A 23,100-nucleotide genomic window follows, 5' to 3' on the forward strand; every position below is an offset into this window, starting at 1 on the left:
AGATTTCTCGGCTCTCCCTCGACGGTCCGCTCTGGAAGCCCTATCTCTCCAGCGGGCTGCGGAATAAATGGCAGCAGTTTTTTAACAAGGGGATTTAGACATGACACTCAAGGTGGGCGACAAGCTGCCGGATGCAACATTCAAGACCATGACTTCAGATGGTCCTGGTGAAATTTCAACAGCAGACCTGACGTCCGGCAAAACAGTTGTCCTGTTTGGTGTTCCAGGCGCTTTCACGCCGACGTGCCACATGAACCACCTGCCCGGCTTTGTCGAGCATGCTGATACACTGAAATCCAAAGGTATCGACGCAATCGCTGTCGTGTCTGTCAACGACGTGTTTGTCATGGACGCGTGGCAGAAGGCCTCCAACGCCAATGCGATCACTTTCCTCGCTGACACCGGTGCAGAGTTTGTCGAAGCAGCTGGTCTTGGTCTTGGCCCGGCACCAATCTTTGGTCACCTGCGGTCCCAGCGGTTTGCTTTGATTGCAAAAGACGGTGAAGTGAGCTTCATTGCCGTCGAAGACAGCCCGGGCGATGCGACCAAAACCGGCGCTGCAGCGATCCTGGAAGCGCTTTAATCCACGTTTGCTGAATGCTCCTGCTTACGCGGCCACAATACGGCGGCCGCGTAAGCCAAGAAAACCCCTATGAGGGTTGCGGCAAGACCAAACCAGGTCAGCGCATATCCCAGATGATCGTTCTTGAAACGCACCAGGGTTTCACCGGCCTGCGGTAAACCACCTTCTGGCGTATGCCCGGCTTCCAGGTCGATGCTGTAGGGCGCAAGGTTTCCGCCGACGTTCATTGCCTCCGCCATGGCATCGGTATCGCGGGCAAACCAGAGTTTTGCATTCAGGTCCGGTGCCGGCGTGGTCCAGACAGGTGTCTCACTCAGCCGCAAAAGTCCGACCAGCATCTGGTCTCCTGATGGTGGCGTGAGAGCTTCACGCTTGATTTCGTCCGGAACGCCGTCGGGCAAAAACCCCCGGTTGATCAAGACCGTCCATCCCTCTGCCGTTTCGAATGGACTGTAGACCAGTTCGCCCGGCCCGCCATATGTACCGACCGGATCGGTGAGCGAAATGTAATAGAAAACGTTTTGCTCCAGGAAACGGCCTGTGACCGAGACCCGGCGGTAATCGTCCTCATCACTGAGCCCTTCCCAAACTGCAACGCCGGGCGCGGCCACAGGGGCCGATTTCAGACCTGTCTCAACTTGTTCAATCAGCGTTTCTTTTTCAGCCAACCGCCGAACCTGCCAGAAACCAAGGTTCAACAGGATTGCCAATCCAATCATAGCTGCAATAGCGGGAATGATGAGTTTTCGGGCGCGGCCCATTGGCAAGTTTCTTTCTTACAACTGGTCTGTTTGATCGCCGCCGGTGTCCAGACGGCCTTCTTCTGCCTTATGCCGGTATTGCACGGCGATCATCAAGCCTTTGAGGGGGCGCAAAATGCCGCCCGCAAGCACTACGGTCAGAGGCAGCCAAAGGATCAGGTGGACCCAAACGGGTGGTTGAAAAGACAATTCAACAAAGAGCACCAAGCCTACGACGATGAACCCGACTATCATGATGACAAAGACGGCTGGCCCGTCCCCGCTGTCGGCAAAACTGTAATCGAGCCCGCAGGTGGAGCACGACCCTTTCACGCTCAAGAACCCGTCGAACAATTTTCCCTGTCCGCAACGAGGGCAAGCGCCCGATAATCCGGCTGTGACCGGGTTTACCGGTGGGAAATGTGCCTTGTCTTCCATCTTTTGAGGCTCCGAGGGCCGGATTTGAAAAACGCCCGGTCGGATGATCCGCCGGGCGCTTGTTTTTCCAGTGTTCGTTAAGAACGTCTTCCGGCTTATTCGCCCCAGATGTAGATGGCGACAAACAGGAACAGCCAGACAACGTCAACGAAGTGCCAGTACCAGGCCGCTGCTTCGAAACCGAAGTGCTGCTCTTTAGTAAAGTGGCCAGCAAGTGCACGGAACAGGCAAACCGCGAGGAAGATCGTTCCGACGACGACGTGGAAGCCATGGAAGCCTGTCGCCATGTAGAAGGTTGCGCCGTAGATGTTGCCGCTGAAACCGAAGGCTGCGTGGGTGTACTCGTAGATCTGGCAGATGGTGAAGAGAACACCGAGCAGAACCGTCAGCGTCAGACCCCACTTCAGACCTTCGCGATCGTCATGCAGAAGCGCATGGTGTGCCCAGGTAACGGTGGTACCGGATGCTAGCAGGATCAGCGTGTTGAGCAGCGGAAGGTGCCACGGATCAAACGTCTCGATGCCTTCCGGTGGCCAGACACCACCCGTTGCCTCAGCACGGGCAAAGTTGATTGCCTCGCCAGCAAACAGGGCCGCATCGAAATAGGCCCAGAACCAGGCAACAAAGAACATTACTTCAGAGGCGATGAACAGGATCATGCCGTAACGCAAGTGCAGCGACACAACGCGTGTGTGATGACCTTCATGCGCTTCCTTGATGGTGTCACGCCACCAGGCGAACATCACGTAAAGAACAATCAGCAGGCCAACTGCGAACAGCATCCATTTCGCAGCGGACAACTCAAGGCCAAAGAGTTCGAAAGAGTTGCCGGACGCGTAGCGCATCCAGGCAATCGAGCCGAGTGCGAGTATGAAAGCGCCAATGGACGCTATAAACGGCCACGGACTGGGTTCGACCAGGTGGTAATCGTGGTTCTTGGTATGTGCACCAGCCATCGGCAAGCTCCCCAAACACATTCTGTACAGGCGCAAAGCGCCAGTTTCTTACAAGTTCGTTTCAGCCGCAGGCGAATCTGCCCGCGCCGCAACAGGTTGTTCCGGTTGTTCTACCGGGAAGAAGGTATAGGACAAAGTGATTTCCTTCACATGCTCCAGCATGGGATCATTGTCCATCTCCGGATCGACAAAAAAGACGACCGGCATTTCGACTGATTCGCCAGGTTCCAGCGCCTGCTCGGTGAAGCAGAAACAGTCCAGTTTGTTGAAGTAGACGCCCGCCGACGTCGGAGTGACGTTGAACGTCGACGTTCCAACAGTCCGCCCATCGCTGACATTTGCCGCAATGTACGGCAATTGCGCGGTTTCGCCCATTTTCAGCGTGACTGAGCGTTGAGCAGGTTTGAAGTCCCAGGGAAGCGCGTGATTGACGTTGCCGTCAAACCGAACAGTGATCACGCGATCGATCACCATTTCGCTTTCCTGTTCCGCGACCTGTGTCGTGCCGCCGAAGCCGGTGACCCGGCAGAAAAGATCATAGAGTGGGACGGCTGCGTAGGCAGCAGCGATCATAAAACTGAACATACCCAGGCAGGCAAACGCGACCTTGCGATTGCTGCGGGACAGATTGTTCTGATCGTTGGCTTCGGTCATCGTACCTCTCGTTACAACGCTCGGTTCATGATGTCAGGCCCCAGCTTAACAATCGTCACCAGGTAGAACAGCAAGACCAGAGCAGCCAACACAACCGCGATCGCGATCGACCGGGAGCGGCGCTTCTTTTTCTGTTCGTCGGTGAGAACAATACCCTGTTCGTTGTTGTCCATTTCCGTCAGATCCCCGCTACCAGACTTTCGCCGAGAAGAAGTGCAAACAGCATGAACAGATAAAAAATCGAGAACTTGAAGAGACGGATACAGGCTTTGCGCGCAACGTCGCCCTCCCGCTTGCGCCAGATGTCGGCAGCCATCGCAACGAAAGCCAGACCAAGCAGCCCGGATGCAACACCGTAGAACAGGCTGGCATAGCCCATGAAGTATGGTGCCACGCCAATGGGTGCGAGCAGGATGGAGTAGATCAGGATCTGATGACGGGTGTTGGTTTCACCGGCGACCACCGGCAGCATTGGAACACCGGCTGTCTCGTAATCGCCTTTTTTGAACAGCGCCAGCGCCCAGAAGTGCGGCGGGGTCCACATGAAGATGATCAGGAAGAGAACGAAGCTTTCCAAGCTGACGCCGCCTGTCACGGACGCCCAACCGACCATCGGAGGGAATGCACCAGCAGCACCGCCAATTACAATGTTCTGCGGTGTCGAGCGCTTCAGCCACATTGTGTAGATGACAACGTAAAATGCGATCGTGAAAGCGAGGAAGGCGCCGGCAAACCAGTTGACCAGAAGACCGAGTGTTAGAACGGACCCGATCGACAATGTGATGCCGAATGCGAACGCTTCTTCGGGTGTGATCTTTCCGGCCGGGATCGGCCGTTTTGCAGTGCGCGACATTACTTCGTCGATGTCCGCGTCATACCACATGTTCAGGGCACCGGAAGCGCCAGCGCCAATGGCTATGCAGAGGATCGCCACGGCGCCGAGAACAGGATGGATGGAGCCCGGTGCCAGCATCATGCCGACAAAAGCGGTGAAGATCACCAAAGACATCACACGCGGTTTCAGAAGCGCCACATAGTCGCTCACTGATCCTTCGCCGCCGTTCCAAACGGTGCTGCTTTGATCCATCAAATCCTGGCGCTCTGCGAGCGACATCGGCGCGTCCCTTAATTCTTTATCTTCTGCCGAGTCTGCTACCGATCTTCGGTGTCTAGGCCAGACAGTTTGTTTTCAAGAGCGCACCGCGCCGGTGTCCGGCGCGGTGCGTAAGTTCAGAGCGGAAGGCCGGGCCTTCCGGCCGCGGAATTACTTGATCCGCGGCAGGGTTTCGAACTGGTGGAACGGTGGCGGAGAAGACAGGGTCCACTCCAGGGTCGTTGCACCTTCACCCCATGGGCTGTTGCCGGCGACGCGCTTCTTGGAGAAGGCCTCGACGATACCGTAGATGAACACCAGCACAGCAAAGGCAGAGATGTACGATCCGATGGAGGAAACAAAGTTCCAGCCAGCCAGCGCATCCGGGTAGTCGGCATAGCGGCGCGGCATGCCGTTCAGGCCGAGGAAGTGCTGCGGGAAGAAGATCAGGTTCACGCCAATGAAGGTGATCCAGAAGTGCGCCTTCCCGATCGTCTCATTGTACATGTAGCCGAACATCTTCGGGAACCAGTAGTACCAGGCCGCAAAGATCGCGAACACGGCGCCCAGCGACAAAACGTAGTGGAAGTGAGCCACCACGTAGTAAGTGTCGTGGAAAGCACGGTCGAGACCAGCGTTGGCCAGCTGCACGCCTGTCACACCACCAACGGTGAACAGGAAGATGAAGCCGATTGCCCAGACCATCGGGGTTTTGAACTCGATGGAGCCGCCCCACATGGTCGCAATCCAGGAGAAAATCTTCACCCCGGTCGGGACCGCAATCACCATGGTCGCTGCCACGAAGTAAGCCTGCGTCTCAACGGACATGCCGACTGTATACATGTGGTGGGCCCACACGATGAAACCGACAACACCGATCGCAACCATGGCGTAGGCCATGCCGAGGTAACCGAAGATCGGCTTACGCGAGAACGTGGAAATGATGTGGCTGATGATGCCGAAGCCTGGCAAGATCAGGATGTACACTTCCGGGTGGCCGAAGAACCAGAACAAGTGCTGGAACAGAACCGGGTCACCACCGCCTGCAGCATCGAAGAAGGTCGTGCCGAAGTTACGGTCGGTCAAAAGCATGGTGATGGCACCAGCCAGAACCGGCAGGGACAGGAGCAGCAAGAAGGCTGTGATCAGAACGGACCAGGCAAACAGCGGCATCTTGTGCAGGGTCATGCCCGGTGCGCGCATGTTGAAGATGGTCGTGATGAAGTTGATCGCACCCAGGATCGAGGAGGCACCTGCAATGTGCAGGGACAGGATCGCAAGATCCATTGCCGGGCCTGGCTGACCGGATGTGGACAGCGGCGGATAGATCGTCCATCCACCACCAACACCGTTGGCTCCCGGAGGACCCTCAACAAAAAGAGAGAGGATCAGAAGAAGGAACGCCGGCGGAAGCAGCCAGAAGGAGATGTTGTTCATCCGCGGGAACGCCATGTCCGGCGCACCGATCATGATCGGCACGAAGTAGTTGGCATACCCACCGATCATCGCCGGCATTACCATGAAGAAGATCATGATGAGGCCGTGGGACGTGGTGAACACGTTGAAAGTGTGGGCATTTGCAAAGATCTGCATGCCCGGCTCTTGCAACTCCATCCGGATACCGACGGACAGAGCGCCACCGATAATCCCAGCGAAAATTGCAAAGTACAAATACATCAGGCCGATGTCTTTGTGGTTGGTCGAATAGACCCAGCGACGCCATCCGTAAGGATGGTCATGTGCCGCATGTGCGTCGGTCGCAGCCATTTAGGGCTCCCTCTTTAGTCGTTTTCAGCGGCGCTGCGTGTCAAATCGCGCGCAATCGCCAAATTGGCCCGCCGCCGCGTTATTTCGCGGCGACGGAGATTTCGTTGAGCTCACCTTGAGCGGCCAACTTCTTCGCTTGCGCGATGGAGGCCATCAGCTGCTCGTTGGCAACGTCCAGGTCGTCTTGCGCCGCAGAAGCCCACTGCTGGAACTGATCCGCAGAAACCACACGGACAGCGATCGGCATGAAGGCATGGTCCTTGCCGCAAAGCTCGGAGCACTGACCGTAGTAGACGCCTTCTTCTCGGGCATGGAACCAGGTCTCGTTCAAGCGGCCCGGGATTGCGTCGATTTTGACGCCCCAAGTCGGCATTGCGAATGCGTGGATGACATCTTCAGAGGTGACCTGAAGGCGCACTGTCGTGTCGACAGGGATAACCAGGTCGTAGTCGACTGCGAGCAGGCGTGGCACTTCGTCGATCGACACACCGCGCGCGTCTGCGATTTCCTGCCGGTCAGCATCCTGGACCATGATGGAGTCGAAGTAGAGCTCACCCATGTTTTCGTCAGTGTACTCGTAACCCCAGTACCACTGGTAGCCGATCGCTTTGACCGTCATGTCGTATTCCGGGATCTCGAGCTGCTTGTACAGCAGACGGAAAGACGGGATGGCGATGATGACCAGGATCAGGATCGGCACAACGGTCCAGACGATCTCGATCGTCGTGTTGTGCGATGTGCGTGACGGCACCGGGTTGTTCTTGGCGCTGAACTTCACGGCGCAATACATCAACAGCGCCAAAACAAAGACCGTAATGACTGTGATGATGATGAGAGTGAAGTTGTTGAACCAAGTGATGTCGTCCATCACATCGCTGGTTGAGGCTTGAAACCCGAGCTGCCAGTTGTTGAACCCTGGTTCTGCTGCCAATGCCGCTGTCGAAACACCGGCGAATGCGGTCGCCATCGTGACCAAATTCATGAGACGCTTGAAGACTGCCTTCACGTCCGCGCTCCCTTCCCTCAGCCGCCCATATGGCGGCGCATGCAAATTTCCGGACCCTGCCCGGTCGAATACCTAAGTCCCGCAGTAATAGGCTTGCCGGAACTCCGCAAGCTTAAACTGCCGGTCCTGAACCCGGTCGTCCTTGTAAAGGATTGCCGGATATAACCACATCTACGGTTAAAGAGCGATGCTACCAATCGGCTAGGGCGGCGATCTGCCGCATCTTTTCATCGGCCCCTTTTGGCCGCACAAAAACCACAAGACGCCGTGCGCTGCAACGAAATTTGCGCGATTTCACAAGTAGCTCGGATATTTTTCCAATTGAGAGAAATCAAGGACAGGCCGATTTTCGACAAAAAAACCGGCTATCTAAGAGCTTTGCACCGGCGGTGACTGGAATCGTCCGCATTCATACGTCAATGTCTGGCTACAAAATACACGTGATTCGCTTGATTGAGCGCGTTTCAAAACACGCAAAAGCCGGATCTGAACACAAACGGCTGGAGGAATTCTTGTCGACCCAGTTGCCGCAACAGCGCCCAAAGCGCTCTACCTTAACCACTTTGCCGAAGCTGATGGCTGCTGCCGCGATCTGTGTGACCGCGTTCGCCCAAAGCCTTCAGCCTGCCACTGCCCAGGGCGAGATCCGCGCCAATCACGGCGATTGGCAGATGCGCTGCGACACGCCCCCCGGCGCGACCGGTGAGCAATGTGCACTTATACAGAACGTGACAGCAGCAGACCGGGAAAATGTTGGTTTGTCCGTCATCATTTTACGGACCGCTGATAAACAGGCGCGCATCTTGCGGGTTTTGGCACCGCTTGGAGTGCTCCTACCCTCCGGCCTCGGTCTGAAGGTTGACGGCGCAGACATCGGCCGGGCCGGATTTGTCCGCTGCCTGCCGAATGGCTGTATCGCGGAGGTGATTCTGGAAGATGAGCTTCTGAACCAATTGAAGTCCGGTTCCCAAGCGACCTTCATTATTTTTCAGACACCCGAAGAAGGGATCGGTATCCCGATCTCGTTGAACGGCTTCTCTGCAGGCTTTGACGCCCTGCCTTAGACGACCCATCGATGGTGTGAGATCGAAAAGGCGCCCTCATCAGGCGCCTTTTTATTCTGCTGCAGCGTCCGGGTTGGCCGCCTCGGCCGTCTTGCGCGGCGTCACCCGGTGCAGCTTATCCGAACCGGCATACATGCCGCCGGATAATTGCTCGGCCAAGCGCTGTTCATCGCGATACCGCACATCTTCCTCAATCTGATCTATCCGATCGAGCGGCGTTCCAAGAGCTTCCAAAGCGGCCCGGCCGAACACCACACTCGATTCGAACGTTTCGCGGATCTGGAAATCGACGCCCTGCTTCGTGAGATCCATAGCATGGGCCCGGTCGGTGGCACGGCAGAAAATCAACGCCTTAGGGAAGTCCTCGCGGATCATCTCGATCGACTGCGCCATCACCTTATCGTTTTCAATGCACATGGCGACAAGAGCCGCATCTCCGGCGCCCGCAGCTTCCAGGACATCTGCCCGCGTGGCGTCCCCATAATAGACCCTGTAGCCCTGCTTCCGGGCATAGGCGATCCGGTCCGGCCGGTTGTCGATCGCGGTGATCTCAAGGCCTTCGGAGGTAAGGATTTGTGCAACGACCATGCCGAACCGGCCAAAACCGACGACCAGTACCGTTGGCGTTGCCTCATCGAATGTTTCAATGGACGGGTTTTCAACACCACGCGCTTTGGCCCGCGTGGCCAGTACATCCAACCCCAGACAGGCAACCGGGGTTAGAAGCATTGTCAGAATGACAATCGCATTCAAAAGATTTGCGGTCTCGTAGTCGAAGATCGAATTCACCACGGCCGCGGTGAACAAGACAAATGCAAATTCACCACCTTGCGGAAGTGTCACGGCAATACGCATGGCATCGGAGTTGCTGGACCCGGTCCCCCGCGACAGCCCCCACAAGAAAAGTCCTTTCACGACCATGACGACCATCACACCGCCAGCAATGTAAGCCCAGTTCGCCATGACGAGTGAAAAGTCGAGCGACATACCAACGGCCACGAAGAAGAGGCCCATCAGAAGCGATCGGAATGGTTCGATATCGGCTTCAAGCGTGTGACGGAAACTCGATTCAGCGAGAAGTACGCCGGCCAAAAACGCGCCCAGCGCCATCGACAGGCCGACCGTATGCATGATCCCGGCGCTGCCGAGCGCTACCAACAGGGCCGCAGACAGCATCACCTCGCGGGCCCGCGTGGCCGCAAGCAGCAAAAACACCGGCGAAATCAGATATCGCCCGGTCAGGATAACCGCGGCGACAGCTGACAGAACGATCAGAACTTCCTGTACGATTTCCGCCGTGGTGGATGGCCCCTCTCCGGGCGCCAAAATGGCAACCATGGCCAAGAGCGGAACGATGGCAATGTCCTGCAACAACAAGATGCCGAAAGCTCGCTGACCATATTCGGATGAAAGCTGCCCCCGCTCCTGTAAGATCTGCAGAGCAAAGGCCGTTGAGGACAGCGCGAGGCCGAACCCAGCGACGAGGGCCGCTGATTGGCCCATTCCGGCAAGTTGCGCAAAGCCGAAGAGGCAGAACCCGGTCAACATCACCTGCGCTGTGCCAAGGCCGAAGATGTCACGCTTCATGCGCCAAAGTTTTTGGGGATCCAGCTCAAGACCGATGACAAACAACAGCAGGACGACGCCAAGCTCGGCGACGTGCAGCACATCCTCACCGGAGCCCAGGAGCTGAAGACCATGCGGTCCGATTGCAGCGCCTGCCGCCAGATAGCCCACCACGGAGCCGAGGCCGAGACGCTTCGCGATCGGCACCGCCACAACGGTCGCCGACAGAAAGATTATCGCTTCAGCAAATAAGGGAGGCGCACTTTCTGCTGCCATGCTCTCTCCGGCCCTCAGCCTGGTGTTTCATCTTACCCAATTAAACGGCGGAAATCTCGAAAGATTCCTAAACATTTTAGCGATTTGCCGGAAAGAAACATTGAGATAGGCCAAGGCGGGCAGCTTCTACGGCAAAACCGTGCTGCCAAGCAATCGCCCGACCATCTCCTGCTAAGAAAAGGGGTCAGGTGAGCGGGCTCATCACACCCTTCTGGTAGGCTGGACGTTCCGTCAGTCGTTGGTACCAAGCCGCAAGATACGGCTGGTCCGGACGCTCGAAGTCCATATTGAACCAAGCGTAGGCGAGGCTCCCGAGCGGGATGTCGCCAACCCCGCAGGCGTGACCGGACAAATAAGGCTGGTCTTTCAGCAGCGCGTCCACGACCGCAAACTGAGCGGAACAATGCGCGATGCCATGCGTGATAGCCGCCTGGTCCTTGTCTCCCGGAGCGGTTCGGACCATATTCCAGAACAGGTTTCTGAACGGCATGCCAAAGGAAAACGTCGTCCAGTCCATCCATTGATCGGCGAGCGCCCAATTGTTCGGATCGTTGGAGACAAATGGCGCAGTGCCATAGGTTTTGGCCAGATAGCGGCAGATTGCGTTGGATTCAAAAATGGTGAAGTCCCCGTCTTGCAGGCAAGGGATACGGCCATTCGGATTCAGCGCGAGATAATCGGGCGTATCGACAACGCCAAAGGCCCCGCCGGCATCGATCTGCTCGTAGTCCAGGCCGAGCTCTTCCAGACACCACAGAACCTTGCGCACATTGGACGAGTTGATCCGTCCCCAGACGATTATGTCTGACGCCATTTCCCTATCACCCTAAATCGAAAACTGCTGGCAAGACTGCCAGCACAAGAGAGGTTTTGTTGCTACTGCGATGCGCCGGCGATTGCAAAACAAAAAGGGTCTTCAGTGCTTCACTGAAGACCCTACTTACATTGTTCAGATCGAAGTTGTGGGTCAGTTAGACCGCAGTGCCACCCACTGTCATGGCATTGATCCGCATGGAGGGCTGGCCGACGCCAACCGGGACGCCTTGCCCCTGCTTGCCGCACGTCCCCATACCAGGGTCAAGCTCCATATCATTGCCGATCATCTCAACACGGGTCAGAGCATCCGGACCGTTCCCAATCAGCATGGCGCCCTTGACAGGCGCGCCAACCTTGCCGTTTTCGACCTTGTAGGCCTCCGTGCAGGAGAAGACGAATTTTCCGGATGTGATGTCGACCTGACCACCGCCGAAGGCGACCGCGTAAATTCCGTCCTTCACGGAAGCGAGAATTTCTTCCGGATCCTTGTCTCCGTTCATCATGACCGTGTTGGTCATACGCGGCATCGGGATGTGGGCGTAGGACTGCCGGCGGCCGTTGCCGGTCGGCTCCATCCCCATCAATCGGGCATTCTGGCGGTCCTGCATGTAACCGGTCAAAATACCATCCTCGATGAGGGTGGTCCGGGCCGCTGGCGTGCCTTCATCATCGACCGACAGAGATCCACGGCGATCCGGGATCGTTCCGTCATCGACAATCGTCACACCAGGTGACGCCACCCGCTCGCCCATCAGACCGGCAAAGGCCGAGGTTTTCTTGCGGTTGAAGTCGCCTTCCAAGCCGTGACCAACGGCTTCGTGCAGCAAAATGCCCGGCCAGCCTGGCCCAAGGACGACATCCATTTCACCCGCCGGGGCCGGGATGGCGTCCAGATTGACCAGCGCCTGGCGCAGCGCTTCATCAACACCACCCTGCCAGTTTTCCGTGGTGATGAACCGCTCGAACCCTTCCCGGCCGCCACACCCGTAAGAGCCGCTTTCCTGACGATCATCATTGCCCGCGACCACGGAGATGCTGAGGCGCACCATCGGGCGGACATCCCGCACAAGATGCCCGTCGGCACGCAGGATCTCGACCACTTGCCACGACCCGGCAAGCGATGCGGAGACCTGACGCACGCGTGGGTCCTTTGCCCGTGCATAGGCATCGATTTCCTGCAGAAGTTTGACCTTGTCTTCAAAGCTTGGGCCGCCCAACGGGTTGGCGTCGGTATAGAGCGACAGGTTTGTACGCGCCGGGGCAGCGGCATACGTCCCGGAATAGCCTTTCGACACAGCACTTACTGCATCGGCCGCACGTTTCAACGCCGCCTCGGAGATGTCCCCTGCATGCGCATAACCGGCCGCTTCTCCAGCCACAGCCCGCAAACCGAAGCCTTGCGCGGTGTCGTAGTTGGCGCCTTTCAGACGGCCGTTGTCAAAAACGAGGCCTTCTGTCTGGCGGTATTCAACAAAGAGCTCGCCATCATCGGCATTGGCCAGCGCTTCCTTGGTGATGCGTCTGGCTGTTTCCAAGCCCAGGCCGGATGTTTCAATCAGATCAGAACTGGACAGAGCCATCAGAGTTTCCTTGTTGATCCAGTGCCGCTGCCAAATACCAGACTCAGCTGATTACCGGGCGGCATGTATGTCTTCTTGAGAACAACATAGGGATTTGGCGAGGCAAATCACCCCAAAAGCTAAGAAATCCACTTGGCATAATTTTAATATGACTATATTACTCAAGTTTAAGTGGAGATAATTTTTCTGCCACTGATCCAGCTGGGCGTCTTCCGAAGGCCCAAGCCAGACCCCCAAAATCCTGAAAAACCGACTGCGGCCTACCCGCAGCAAAGAGGCTTGCGCCATGACTGATCAGACCGGACGACCGCTGCCGTCCAGCTTAGTTCCATTCAACAACTTGGCCGCAGCCCGTGGAAATGGCTTGCATCCGCGGCTTGCCGAAGCGTTGGCCAAGACAGGGTCTGTCTCTGGTCAGCCTCTTCCATCTGAAACTGCCGATAACGTGGTGCGCGTGTGTTTTTCAAGAATTGGAGCGCCTGATCAGAAAACGGGATCTGAAAGGTCATGAACGGCGTTTTGATCGCCCTTCCTCTGGTCGCATGTCAGCCAAATCTTCTCATCTGCGAGGATCTGTCCGCCTCCCGAGAGTACTGGGAGGATATGGACGCCTGTCAGATTGCCCGTGAACCCGAAATGGACCGGGCCCGGGACAACCTTCCTGACGAGACCGTTGTCATGTCAAGTTTCCGTTACACGATCGCACCGGATGCCCGCACAGCGCCAATTTTCTAGGTAACATCCTCTCTGCAAACCGGACCGGACTTGCCGAACCCGCCCAATGTGCCATAAACAGGCGCATGAGGATGTTAAACGTCCGGAACAGAAACATCAGGCCACCATGAACCGTTACGAAAACCCGCGCATCCCGAGCGAAGCCCGCATCCGTTATCTCGATGGAGATTATCAGGTTGAGACGCCGGGAACCTTCGTGCGCTGCGCCGTGACGGGCACCGCGATCCCGCTGGATGAGCTGAAATACTGGTCGGTCGAACTGCAAGAGCCGTATGTCGACGCCCACGCGTCCATGAAACGCTACCTGGAAACGCAGGGCAAAAACTGAGTCCATTCCGAGGGTCAAGATTTAAAGGCGCGGTTCCTCAGGCAGTCCTTGATCAGGGACACCAGCCGGTCCTCCTCCGGGATCTCCATCTGCACATCAAGAACTTCCGCCTTGGCAGCAAGCCAATGGAAGATTTCACCACGCTGTGCGGTGATGCGCGCCATGTCCTTTGCCGTGGTGACGAGTTGCAGGCCCTCACGATCGGACACCGTCAATAGTTCACGGGCATCTGCTTCGCTGAAATCATGGTGATCGGCAAACTCCCGCGACTTTGCCACCTTGTGACCGAGATCAGTGAGGGTCTTGAAGAATTTCTGAGGCCGGCCGATGCCCGCAAAGGCCAGGAGATTTTGGCCCGAGAGAGCGTTGTTTTCTTCCGGAACGATATGCGCGTGCAGGATAGGCAATCCGCGCCGGCCCGCCAGATGCACGGCGTCTGCCGCCCGCTCACCTTCTCCGACCAAGACAAGGCAGCCGGCTTTGACGATCTGTTTTTCTGCTGGCGCACGTAACGGTCCGGCCGGAAAGCACAGACCATTGCCAAAACCTGTCGCGCAGTCCACCAGGACAAAGCTGAGATCCTTGTGCAAAGACGGGTTCTGGAAACCATCGTCCATCAGGATCATGTCGACCTGTTGTTTTTCCAGCAATTCAGCTCCGGCCGGACGGTCTGCAGAAATCACTGTTGGCCCAGCTTGCGCCAAAAGCAGTGCTTCGTCGCCAACGTCCGCCGCAGAGTGTTGTGCCAGGTCAACGAGCACGGGCCCTTTGAGACGCCCACCATAGCCGCGCAACAAAAAACCGGGCGTGTAACCCTCCTTGACCAAACGGTCCGACAGGCGGAGCGCGAAAGGGGTCTTGCCGGTTCCGCCGGTCACAAAATTGCCGATGCAGATGACCGGCAACGCGCTTCTTGCCTTTGAATGCTGCACCATCCGGCGGCCAGCGATGAGGCCATAAATCCAGCCAACAGCGGCAAGGGCGAATGCAGCCGCGCTGCGATTGGGTGTCCACCAGAAATCAGGCGCCTTGCCCATCGCCCCTCTCCATCATGTCGGCCTGAGATGCTCCTGCAAGCATGGGCCTCAGAAAATCTGCTGTCCGGGTCAAGGCGCCGCGCCCCATGATGACCAGGTTCATCGCCCGGTCAACTTGCTCCTTGCGGCTATCAGGGTGGTCCATGAGGCGGGCGATTTCCGAGGCAAGCTCAGGAGGCTCTGCGACCTTTAGAGCTGCGCCTTGTTCCCAAAGATCCTTGTAAACGGCCCGGGCATTGGCAACCCTTGGCCCTGTGACCAGCGCCGATCCGAGAAGGACTGCTTCGACAGGATTGTGTCCACCGGCGTCGTTGAATGACCCACCGAGAAATGTCACCGGAGCCAAGCGGTAAAACAACCCCATTTCGCCGAGAGTATCGCCCAAGTAGACCCCGGTCTCAGCAACCACCGGATCTCCGCAGCTCCGCCGGGCCAAAGCATGACCACTTTCCCTGACAAGTGCTGCCACATCATCGGCGCGGGCCGGGTGGCGGGGAACAAGCAGCAGAAGCAAGCCTGGATATTCCTCAAGAAGTCGCGCATGCGCTTTCAGCGCTATTTCATCTTCACCCGGATGCGTGAGGGCCGCCATCCAGACCGGGCGATCGCCGATTTGATCGGCAAGCTGGCGGCGGTCATCTTCTTCAGCAGCTGGTTCTGCAGCATCAAACTTTAGATTGCCCGGCATTTCGACGTGCCGGCATCCGAGCTTCAAGAACCGCTGCTTGTCTGCATCGCTCTGCGCCAGAACGAGATCGAGACACTTGAAGATGTAGCCAGAAGTTTTCGGCGCTTTCATCCAGTTTCGCGACGAACTTTCCGACATCCGGCCATTCAGAAGTGCAAACGGGACACCGCGTTGATGCACCTCGTCGAACATGCAGGGCCAAATCTCGGATTCCACCACCATGGCCAGATCGGGCCGCCAATGATCCAAAAAGCTCGAAACGCAATCCGGCGTGTCATAGGGCGTGAACTGATGAATACAGTTTTCCGGCAATCGCTTTTCGGCGAGTTCAGCAGCCGTCACCGTAACACTGGTCAAAAGCACCGAATGGCCGTCGCGTGCGAGCTGTTCGATCAACGGCAAAACAGACATCGTTTCGCCGACGCTGGCAGCGTGGATCCAAACAAGAGATCCCTTTGGCCGCGGCACGCCAGGAACACCGAAGCGCTCACCCTTACGGCCTTCGATTTCCTTGCCATTTGCAGCGCGCCGCCGGAACAAAAGATGCAGAAGTGGCGTCAATGCCCGTCCAAGGGCCCGGTAAAGCGTCAAGGCGATGGGGCGCCGCTCAGCCATTCGGCCTTCCGACAAGCTCGTAGACCCGGCGCGTTGCGGTGTTCAGACCGTCTTCCACTTTCTGGCGGTAGGCCTCAAGTCCTTCATCATCCATGTCAGACGGCACCCAGATCAAGTCACCGCCCACAATACCGCCCCGGCCAAAGGGCAAATTAACACTCGCCTTGTCCCAGCTGTTCAGCTCGATGCTGCGGCTCGTGGCCACGGCGACGGGCAGGATCGGCCTGCCGGAGTGTTTGGCAAGCTGCACAATGCCAACTCCGGAATGCCGGGCGGGACCCTTTGGAACGTCCGCGGTCATGGCAATGGAGTATCCGTCCTTCAACGCCCTCACCGCCTCGATAAAGCCGCGCATGCCGCCGCGTTTCTTGATTTGGTGCGCAGTCCGCCCGCCAGAGGCCCGGATCAATCCCATGCCCAGCTTCCGGGCGGCAATTGCATTGATTTCGCCATCCGCGGATTTGGAGATCATTACCTTGGCCGGCCAATGGGGTGGCCTGGCGAACGGCACCATGAAGTGCTGGCCGTGCCACATGGCCACGATCACAGGCAGGTCCTTGTCCGTGTCTTCGTGGATGGTGACAGGTTCTGTCGTAAAGCGGTTCGTGTAATAAACCAGCTTCAAATATCCAGCGAGCAGGGAGCCGATTGCCGAAAGAACAAGCGGATGTCGGCCGATGCGTTTTAGCATTTTTCTTTTTGCCCAAGTATGGAGCGGCGCCGTCAGCTGGCCGTGTCGGGATCCAGCAAGCGGTGCATGTGTACAATGAAGTAGCGCATGTGCGCATTATCGACGGTGGCCTGCGCCTTGGCTTTCCAAGCCGTGTAAGCCTCCGCATAATTCGGATAGATCCCGACGATGTCCAGTTCATCCAGATCGCGGAATGTCAGACCGTCGGGACTTTCCAGTTCGCCGCCGAAGACCAGATGCAGGAGTTGTTTCGGTGCTTCTGTATCGCTCATGAACAGTCCTTGTTTGCCTGGATCCTCGAGGCTTTAAGCAATCAGCTTTCCCAGAACGTTACGAACCGGCCCGCTGAGTTGCACAGGGGCTGCAACAAGTGCGGGATGGCGCGTTTTCGCGCGGTTGTAAATCAGTTGCTCACCCGACAGATCGGTCAGAGTTCCGCCCGCTTCCTGCACCAAAAGATCGGCGGCTGCAAGATCCCAATCACTTGGACCACCGCGCGCGGCCCCGACATCCGCCCGGCCACAGGCCACCATGGCGAGCCGGTAGGCCAGAGACCGCAACACATCCGTTGCCTCAAAACCGGCCGCTTGAATGTCTTTGTTGGCGGCAATCGAATAGGGGCCCGTTAACAGGGCGCCAGCCGTTTCGGTTCTGTCTGAGACCGTGATCTCATCCTTGTTCAAGGACGCCCCACCGCCTTTGGCCGCCAGAAACATTTCCTTCCGTCTAGGGCAATAGACCGCGCCTGCGACAGGCCGCCCCTTGTCGACAACTGCGACGGACACAGTCCACTCGTCACCGCCCGCCAGGAAAGCGCGGGTTCCATCAATCGGATCCACGATGAACACGCGGTCATGCTGCAGCCGGATCGGATCGTCAGCGGTTTCTTCTGACAGCCAGCCGTAGTCCGGCCGGGCTGCGCGCAAGGTTTCGCCGAGAAAACGGTCGACGGCGATGTCAGCCTCCGAGACCGGAGACTTGTTGCCCTTGAACCAGGTTTCCGGGTCGCGGCCGAAAAAGGTCAGCGCCAGCTCACCGGCCTCCAGCGCTGCATCTTCCAAAAGCTTCAGGTCGGCTTCAAACGCGGCAGCATCAATTCCCGGCAAGGGCCATTCCTTCAATCAGGATTGAAGGGGCCGCAGCTGCATAGCGGTTGTCCAGATCGCTGCCGGGCACCATACGCTTGAACATGTCCTTCAAATTGCCTGCGATCGTGATTTCGCTGACGGGTCTAACTATCTTGCCGTTTTCGAACCAGAAACCGGCAGCTCCGCGTGAATAATCTCCAGTGAGGCCGTTCACGCCGTGGCCGATCAGATCCGTCACAAGAAGACCGTCGCCCGCGTCCGCCATCAGCTCTTCCAGAGACTTTTCTCCCCGCATCAACGTTACATTCGTGGAGCCCGGAGACGTGCCACTGCCTGCACGCCGGGCGCGGCCGTTCGGGGTCAACCCGAGCTCTCTTGCCGAGGCTCCATCCAAATACCAGTGTTGCAAGACGCCGTCTTCAACCATGTTCAGAACGCTGGCCTCGGTTCCCTCACCGTCGAACGGGCGGGTTGCCGCGCCGCGGCGCTTGAACGGGTCGTCAACAACCGTCAGGCCCGGCGCCAAAACCGCCTCTCCCATGTGATCCATCAGGAAGCTGGTCTTCCGGGCCACTGACGCGCCGTTTATCGCGCCGACCAGATGTCCGAGGATGCTGCGGGCGGCCCGCGCTTCATAAATGACATTCGTGGTGCGCGTGGAAATCTTGTCGGGGTTCAACCGGCGAACAGCCCGCTCCCCGGCACGGCGGCCAATATCCGCTGGCGCGTCGAGATCTTCAAAGAATGTCCGGCTGTCAAAATCGTAGTCCCGCTCCATCGCTGTGCCATCACCGGCAACCGCCGTCATGGACATACCGAAACGAGACGAAAGATAAGCCCCCTGAAATCCATGGCTGGTGGCCATCACGACACCGGCAAGGCGCCAGGATGCCGATGCACCACCGGATTTGCTGATACCCTCCACGCTGAGGCCGGCAGCTTCTGCTTCGAGCGCTATGTTGGTGAGCTCATCCGCGGACAATTGTTTGCTGTCCAACAGCTCCAGTTCCGGCAGCTGCTTGACCAGCATATCCGGATCGGCGAGGCCCGCAAACGGGTCCTCCGGCGCCACCTTGGCCATGGCGACAGCGCGTTCCGCAAGATCTGACGGATTGTCCAACTGATTTGCCGACACAGCTGCACTGCGTTTTCCGACGAAAACGCGCAGGGTAACGTCATCCCCCTCGGCCCGTTCGGTCTCCTCGACCTTGCCGTCCCGGACCTCAACGCCCAGAGAAACACCGGTAACAGCGATTGCGTCGCAGGCATCTGCGCCTGCATTGCGGGCCGCGGCAACCAGACGTTCGGCACGGGACTGGAGTTCAGTTTGATCAATCAATTCGGACATTCATACCGCCTTAGTGTTGGCATACCGCCTGATGTTGGGCTGTTGTTTACGCTCCGCAGGAAAGAGCCGCAACCGTTGGAGGATAACTATCGGCCTGCGGTGGAACGAAAACCGATGTGAATGGAAATTGGGGCTGCACGTTGCTGTTGCCAAGCCGTTATGCTCAACAGAGTGTTAGCGGGCTCGTTACACTCCAGTAACCCTCTTTAAAATCACAGTTTTTTAACCGTATCTCTTAAGCAGATCACGACTCTCGGTGTGTAGAGTGACTTCATCAAGAGGCCAAAAGGCCCGGTGGAGAAGTCATAGTGAAGCGTCAAACAGAAAACCAGATGACACAAGCGGCCGGGATCGGCACCGAACAGGTGCTGCATCCCGGTTGCCTCCCAGTCCAGTTCCAGCAACGCCTGGAAGCCCGGCCCGGAACAACCTCCCTTCCGGCCGATATCTTTCTTGATCGCGAAAAAGCAATCATCAAGCGCCGTGTTGGTGGTCTGCCGGTCACAATTGTTGTGCCGATGCACGGATTTGACGGCGTGATGGTGCGCATTGTTCCAGGCAACACGCCGGGAGAGATCCTGGCCAGTTTGATCCTGAAACATCCCGACAGCGCGCTTTCGATCACACTCGTGGAAACTCATTCGTCTGACGAGTTGGCAACGCATTGGAGCCGCTGGGCGCAAGTCTTGTCCTTGCCCATGCTGGTGTGTGATCTCGGTGGTGCCGTCAAACCGATTGAAGCTTTTCAGGCCAACCCGGCTGCTGCCCCGGCGCCTCGCCGGAAACTGCGCCTCCTGACTGGCCGCCGCCCGCGCTTTCTGAACCGGCGGCAAACAGGATCACTTGGCAAAGTGTCTTCGAGTTACGCGCACGAACGCGAGATCATCGCGCGGGACTAACCCCGCGCTTCTCGATTTCCTGTTACGCGAATATCCCTGAAATCATTGCATCTGCTGCGAAGCCGATAAACAGGACCCAGCCGTAGATCTTGTTCGAGCGGAACAGCTGGAGACACTGATCCCCGTCATCAATATCGATGATGACGATCTGCCAGCCAAGATGGATCGCGCCCAGAAGAATCCCAAGGAAAGCTGCCGGTCCGGCATCGGCCAAGGCTGCAGCAAGGGCAAAAAGTATGGACGCCAAAGCGTAGAGCACGATCAGCGCAAGCCGGGTACGATCGCCGAACAAACGGGCTGTAGACTTTACACCAACTAGGGCGTCATCTTCCTTGTCCTGATGGGCATAGATCGTGTCATAACCGATGGTCCAGCATATCCCGCCGATGTAGAGCAGGATTGGCGCCAGCGACAGATCTCCAAAAACAGCGGCCCATCCCATCAACGCGCCCCAGGAAAATGCGAACCCCAGAAACAGCTGTGGCCAGTTGGTTATCCGTTTCATAAACGGATAAATCGCGACCGGGATCAGCGACGCGATACCGAGCGCAATCGAGAAGCTGTTGAATTGCAGCAGGACCAGCAGACCGACCAGCGCCTGGACCACAAGAAAAATTTTTGCCTGACGTTTGCTCACCTGCCCGGCAGGGATCGGCCGGGAGCGCGTCCGCTCTACCTGAGCATCGATATCAACGTCCACAATGTCATTGTAGGTGCATCCAGCACCACGCATTGCAATGGCACCGATCAGGAACAAAAGCATATGCCAGGGATTCGGCCAGCTGTTGCCCGCCGCGATCGCGGCAAGCGCTGCGGACCACCAGCAAGGCCAAAGCAGCAGCCACCACCCTATAGGTCTCTCCCAGCGGGCCAAACGGGCGTAAGGGCGCAAACCCGCAGGCAGGCGGGTGTCGACCCAATGCTTCTTGACCGCATCTGCGACCGGGCCGGTATCCCGGGTGGAAAAGAACATGGTGTGGTCCCTGATTGACGTTTCGCGCGTAACAATATTGCGCCGAGCCCGCGGTTGATTTCCCGCAGCTTTACCGGCTGCGCAAACGAAAATCACCCCCAGGCCGCAATTCACACAGTAAAGCTCCGGAGATCCATTCGCGAGAGGCATAACTGACGCAGTCCGTCCCATAAGACCATTTCGGAGCGACCCTCAGCCGGTTTCTTCACTTTCCTGATCAGAATAACGAATGAGAGCAGTCCGGGAGAACCCTTCGATCTCGTATACCGCTGCCAGCGGATCGTCTTCTCTTACATAGGCGACCACCACGTCCGGACCGAAATTTTCCAGGTCGCCAATGATTGCCCTGAGAACCCGCTGGGCAAGCCCCTGCCCTTCATAAGCCTTCAGCAACTGCAGCTCCTCCAGCACCGCCAGCCGGCCTCCCCACGAAACGGATTGCTGAAACGACACGCTGGCAAATCCCGCGGGTACACCGCGCACATCAATCAGGTAGATCCGGCCGGCCGATGCATCGACAAGAAACCAGCTGATGGCACTCTCATAATGCTTGTTGAAAGTCCGGCCCGTCTCTTCCCGGCATTTGCGGACAATGCCCAGTACATCCCGCCGGTTGACCGGAGACCCCAATACGACCTGCCAAGTGCGGCTCATGTCCTCTCCTTTAAGCTTATGGTGATCTTGTCGGGCAGCGGCACACGTCCGGCCCAATTGCGGCACCGGCGCCAGCATGGTAGACCGCGCCTAACTTGCGGAAGCGGCCCTGCTGGCCCCAACATCCGCTCCCCTTCTTGTTGATGCATGTGAGATTGGCATTTCATGAAAGTACTCCTGATCGGATCCGGTGGCCGTGAGCACTCCCTTGCCTGGGCCTTGGCGAAATCACCGAAGCTTACAAAGCTTTATGCCGCTCCCGGGAATGCCGGCATTGCCGCACATGCAGAGCTCTCCGATCTGGACGTTTCAGACCATGCAGCCGTGATCACCTTTTGCCGTGACAAGCAGATCGAGTTTGTCGTCGTCGGCCCAGAAGCTCCCCTTGTTGCAGGACTGGTCGATGATCTGGACGCGGCGGGCATCAAGGCCTTCGGTCCAAGCAAAGCCGCCGCCCAGCTTGAAGGATCCAAGGCCTTTACAAAGGCTGTTTGCGACGAAGCTAACATCCCGACTGCAGGATATGGCCGGTTCGACAACGCTGCGGATGCCCTGAATTACGTGCGCACAAAAGGTGCGCCCATCGTCATCAAGGCGGACGGCCTGGCTGCCGGCAAAGGCGTCGTGGTCGCCATGACACTTGCGGATGCGGAAGCTGCCGTAACGGATTGTTTTGATGGCACGTTCGGTGCGGCGGGCTCAGAAGTCGTGATCGAAGAGTTCCTGGAAGGCGAAGAAGCGAGCTTCTTTGTCCTGTCTGACGGCATCAACGCGCTGCCGCTAGCAACAGCACAGGATCACAAGCGGGCCTATGACGGCGATGAAGGCCCGAACACAGGCGGCATGGGCGCCTATTCCCCGGCTCCAGTTCTTACAGATGACCTCGTTGCGGATGTGATGCGTTCCATCGTTGAGCCGACAATCGCAACGTTGTCCAAGCGTGGCACGCCGTTCAAGGGCGTTCTCTACGCCGGCCTGATGATCACATCGGACGGCCCCAAACTGATCGAATACAACACGCGCTTTGGCGACCCGGAGTGCCAAGTGCTGATGATGCGCCTGAAAAGCGATCTTCTGGAACTGATGATCGCCAGCGCGGACGGTACACTCGATCAATCCCACGCCGACTGGCACGATGATGTTGCATTAACGGTTGTCATGGCTGCCAAGGGATATCCGGGTGTTTATAAAAAGGGTACGGAGATCAAAGGCTTGAATGTCATATCATCTGATGAGGCTGAAGTCTTTCACGCAGGAACAAAGTCCGACGGCGACAAAATCCTTGCAAATGGCGGCCGCGTTCTGAACATAACGGCGCTCGGCACATCGGTGAAAGACGCACAGGCAGCTGCCTACAAGGCCGTGTCAAAAATCGATTGGCCAGAAGGTTTTTGCCGGTCCGACATCGGCTGGCGGGCAGTCGCGCGTGAAACCTGAAATTAGGCCAAGAGATTGATAGCCATAAACGTCTCAGATTATTAGGTTCTGCCCAGCGACTATTGTTG

General features: G+C 57.5%; 25 protein-coding genes. 6 read left to right on the forward strand and 19 right to left on the reverse strand.

From position 1 onward, the window contains the following. Positions 1-100 precede the first annotated feature (100 nt). Entirely contained in the window at positions 101-583 is a 483-nt protein-coding gene (locus SADFL11_RS13270; protein ID WP_008192860.1) for a peroxiredoxin, read from the forward strand. On the opposite strand, the gene SADFL11_RS13275 is transcribed toward SADFL11_RS13270, so the two are convergent. From SADFL11_RS13275 to coxB, 8 genes are all read right to left on the reverse strand, one after another. After that, positions 580-1,344: an SURF1 family protein gene (locus SADFL11_RS13275; protein ID WP_008191367.1), complete on the reverse strand. Its 765-nt coding sequence runs from the start codon at positions 1,342-1,344 to the stop codon at positions 580-582. The genes SADFL11_RS13270 and SADFL11_RS13275 overlap by 4 nt on opposite strands. A gap of 15 nt (positions 1,345-1,359) precedes the next feature. Beyond that, positions 1,360-1,761 carry a DUF983 domain-containing protein gene (locus SADFL11_RS13280; RefSeq protein ID WP_008193200.1) on the reverse strand — a complete coding sequence of 134 codons (402 nt, stop codon included), beginning with the start codon at positions 1,759-1,761 and terminating at the stop codon, positions 1,360-1,362. Between the two features lie 95 nt (positions 1,762-1,856). Beyond that, positions 1,857-2,717 carry a cytochrome c oxidase subunit 3 gene (locus SADFL11_RS13285; RefSeq protein ID WP_008192090.1) on the reverse strand — a complete coding sequence of 287 codons (861 nt, stop codon included), beginning with the start codon at positions 2,715-2,717 and terminating at the stop codon, positions 1,857-1,859. Between the two features lie 48 nt (positions 2,718-2,765). Further along, a complete protein-coding gene (locus SADFL11_RS13290) occupies positions 2,766-3,371 on the reverse strand; it encodes a cytochrome c oxidase assembly protein (protein WP_008193477.1) in 606 nt (201 codons plus the stop codon). Between the two features lie 11 nt (positions 3,372-3,382). Next, the gene (locus tag SADFL11_RS25305; RefSeq protein ID WP_008192755.1) at positions 3,383-3,544 is read right to left on the reverse strand and encodes a hypothetical protein; all 162 of its coding nucleotides are present in this window, start codon (positions 3,542-3,544) and stop codon (positions 3,383-3,385) included. 5 nt (positions 3,545-3,549) lie between these two features. Continuing rightward, positions 3,550-4,485 carry a heme o synthase gene (locus SADFL11_RS13295; protein ID WP_008196698.1) on the reverse strand — a complete coding sequence of 312 codons (936 nt, stop codon included), beginning with the start codon at positions 4,483-4,485 and terminating at the stop codon, positions 3,550-3,552. Positions 4,486-4,635: 150 nt separating this feature from the next. Further along, on the reverse strand, positions 4,636-6,231 hold the full coding sequence (ctaD, locus tag SADFL11_RS13300) for a cytochrome c oxidase subunit I (RefSeq protein ID WP_008192095.1): 1,596 nt from the start codon (positions 6,229-6,231) through the stop codon (positions 4,636-4,638). A gap of 79 nt (positions 6,232-6,310) precedes the next feature. Next, positions 6,311-7,213, reverse strand: a complete 903-nt coding sequence (coxB, locus tag SADFL11_RS13305) for a cytochrome c oxidase subunit II (protein ID WP_008190085.1) — start codon at positions 7,211-7,213, stop codon at positions 6,311-6,313. A gap of 599 nt (positions 7,214-7,812) precedes the next feature. On the opposite strand from coxB, the gene SADFL11_RS13310 reads away from it, so the two are divergent. After that, complete coding sequence (locus SADFL11_RS13310; protein WP_050776192.1) at positions 7,813-8,301, forward strand: invasion associated locus B family protein; 489 nt, start codon at positions 7,813-7,815, stop codon at positions 8,299-8,301. 51 nt (positions 8,302-8,352) lie between these two features. On the opposite strand, the gene SADFL11_RS13315 is transcribed toward SADFL11_RS13310, so the two are convergent. The 3 genes from SADFL11_RS13315 to tldD all read right to left on the reverse strand — a co-directional run bounded on the left by SADFL11_RS13315 (position 8,353) and on the right by tldD (position 12,539). After that, the gene (locus SADFL11_RS13315; protein ID WP_008192363.1) at positions 8,353-10,143 is read right to left on the reverse strand and encodes a monovalent cation:proton antiporter-2 (CPA2) family protein; all 1,791 of its coding nucleotides are present in this window, start codon (positions 10,141-10,143) and stop codon (positions 8,353-8,355) included. Positions 10,144-10,327: 184 nt separating this feature from the next. Continuing rightward, on the reverse strand, positions 10,328-10,957 hold the full coding sequence (locus SADFL11_RS13320) for a glutathione S-transferase family protein (protein WP_008189222.1): 630 nt from the start codon (positions 10,955-10,957) through the stop codon (positions 10,328-10,330). Between the two features lie 157 nt (positions 10,958-11,114). Next, positions 11,115-12,539 (reverse strand): metalloprotease TldD, encoded by a 1,425-nt coding sequence (gene tldD, locus SADFL11_RS13325; protein WP_133948363.1) that lies wholly within the window; start codon positions 12,537-12,539, stop codon positions 11,115-11,117. Between the two features lie 507 nt (positions 12,540-13,046). Between tldD and SADFL11_RS13330 the strand changes: the two genes are divergently transcribed. Both SADFL11_RS13330 and SADFL11_RS13335 read left to right on the forward strand, forming a co-directional pair. Beyond that, the gene (locus tag SADFL11_RS13330) at positions 13,047-13,274 is read left to right on the forward strand and encodes a hypothetical protein (protein ID WP_040451555.1); all 228 of its coding nucleotides are present in this window, start codon (positions 13,047-13,049) and stop codon (positions 13,272-13,274) included. Positions 13,275-13,380: 106 nt separating this feature from the next. Next, positions 13,381-13,602 (forward strand): DUF2093 domain-containing protein, encoded by a 222-nt coding sequence (locus SADFL11_RS13335; RefSeq protein ID WP_040452894.1) that lies wholly within the window; start codon positions 13,381-13,383, stop codon positions 13,600-13,602. Between the two features lie 14 nt (positions 13,603-13,616). Here the strand turns inward: SADFL11_RS13335 and lpxK are convergent, their stop codons facing one another. From lpxK to SADFL11_RS13365, 6 genes are read right to left on the reverse strand one after another with little or no spacing between them, the layout of a single operon-like run. After that, entirely contained in the window at positions 13,617-14,639 is a 1,023-nt protein-coding gene (gene lpxK / locus SADFL11_RS13340) for a tetraacyldisaccharide 4'-kinase (protein ID WP_008193082.1), read from the reverse strand. Continuing rightward, positions 14,623-15,942, reverse strand: a complete 1,320-nt coding sequence (locus SADFL11_RS13345; protein WP_008196373.1) for a 3-deoxy-D-manno-octulosonic acid transferase — start codon at positions 15,940-15,942, stop codon at positions 14,623-14,625. Before SADFL11_RS13345 ends, lpxK begins: the two co-directional genes overlap by 17 nt. Then, positions 15,935-16,633 carry a lysophospholipid acyltransferase family protein gene (locus SADFL11_RS13350; protein WP_008194977.1) on the reverse strand — a complete coding sequence of 233 codons (699 nt, stop codon included), beginning with the start codon at positions 16,631-16,633 and terminating at the stop codon, positions 15,935-15,937. The genes SADFL11_RS13345 and SADFL11_RS13350 overlap by 8 nt, the downstream gene beginning before the upstream one ends. Positions 16,634-16,665: 32 nt before the next feature. Then, positions 16,666-16,905: a DUF4170 domain-containing protein gene (locus SADFL11_RS13355; RefSeq protein ID WP_008191070.1), complete on the reverse strand. Its 240-nt coding sequence runs from the start codon at positions 16,903-16,905 to the stop codon at positions 16,666-16,668. 33 nt (positions 16,906-16,938) lie between these two features. Continuing rightward, entirely contained in the window at positions 16,939-17,739 is an 801-nt protein-coding gene (locus SADFL11_RS13360; protein ID WP_040451553.1) for a 3'(2'),5'-bisphosphate nucleotidase CysQ, read from the reverse strand. After that, positions 17,726-19,069, reverse strand: coding sequence for a TldD/PmbA family protein (locus SADFL11_RS13365; RefSeq protein ID WP_008194038.1), 1,344 nt, complete (start codon positions 19,067-19,069; stop codon positions 17,726-17,728). The genes SADFL11_RS13360 and SADFL11_RS13365 overlap by 14 nt, the downstream gene beginning before the upstream one ends. 308 nt (positions 19,070-19,377) lie before the next feature. Between SADFL11_RS13365 and SADFL11_RS13370 the strand changes: the two genes are divergently transcribed. Beyond that, complete coding sequence (locus SADFL11_RS13370) at positions 19,378-19,968, forward strand: DUF6101 family protein (RefSeq protein ID WP_008191310.1); 591 nt, start codon at positions 19,378-19,380, stop codon at positions 19,966-19,968. 22 nt (positions 19,969-19,990) lie between these two features. Here the strand turns inward: SADFL11_RS13370 and ubiA are convergent, their stop codons facing one another. Continuing rightward, positions 19,991-20,941 carry a 4-hydroxybenzoate octaprenyltransferase gene (ubiA, locus tag SADFL11_RS13375; protein WP_040452892.1) on the reverse strand — a complete coding sequence of 317 codons (951 nt, stop codon included), beginning with the start codon at positions 20,939-20,941 and terminating at the stop codon, positions 19,991-19,993. A 192-nt stretch (positions 20,942-21,133) separates the two neighbouring features. Next, a complete protein-coding gene (locus tag SADFL11_RS13380) occupies positions 21,134-21,595 on the reverse strand; it encodes a GNAT family N-acetyltransferase (protein WP_008193757.1) in 462 nt (153 codons plus the stop codon). A 165-nt stretch (positions 21,596-21,760) separates the two neighbouring features. Here SADFL11_RS13380 and purD point away from each other — a divergent pair, with 165 nt between their 5' ends. After that, positions 21,761-23,032 carry a phosphoribosylamine--glycine ligase gene (gene purD, locus SADFL11_RS13385; RefSeq protein WP_008192811.1) on the forward strand — a complete coding sequence of 424 codons (1,272 nt, stop codon included), beginning with the start codon at positions 21,761-21,763 and terminating at the stop codon, positions 23,030-23,032. Positions 23,033-23,100: the final 68 nt, after the last annotated feature.

Origin of the sequence: Roseibium alexandrii DFL-11 (assembly GCF_000158095.2) — a bacterium.
GTDB classification, from domain to species: Bacteria; Pseudomonadota; Alphaproteobacteria; order Rhizobiales; family Stappiaceae; genus Roseibium; species Roseibium alexandrii.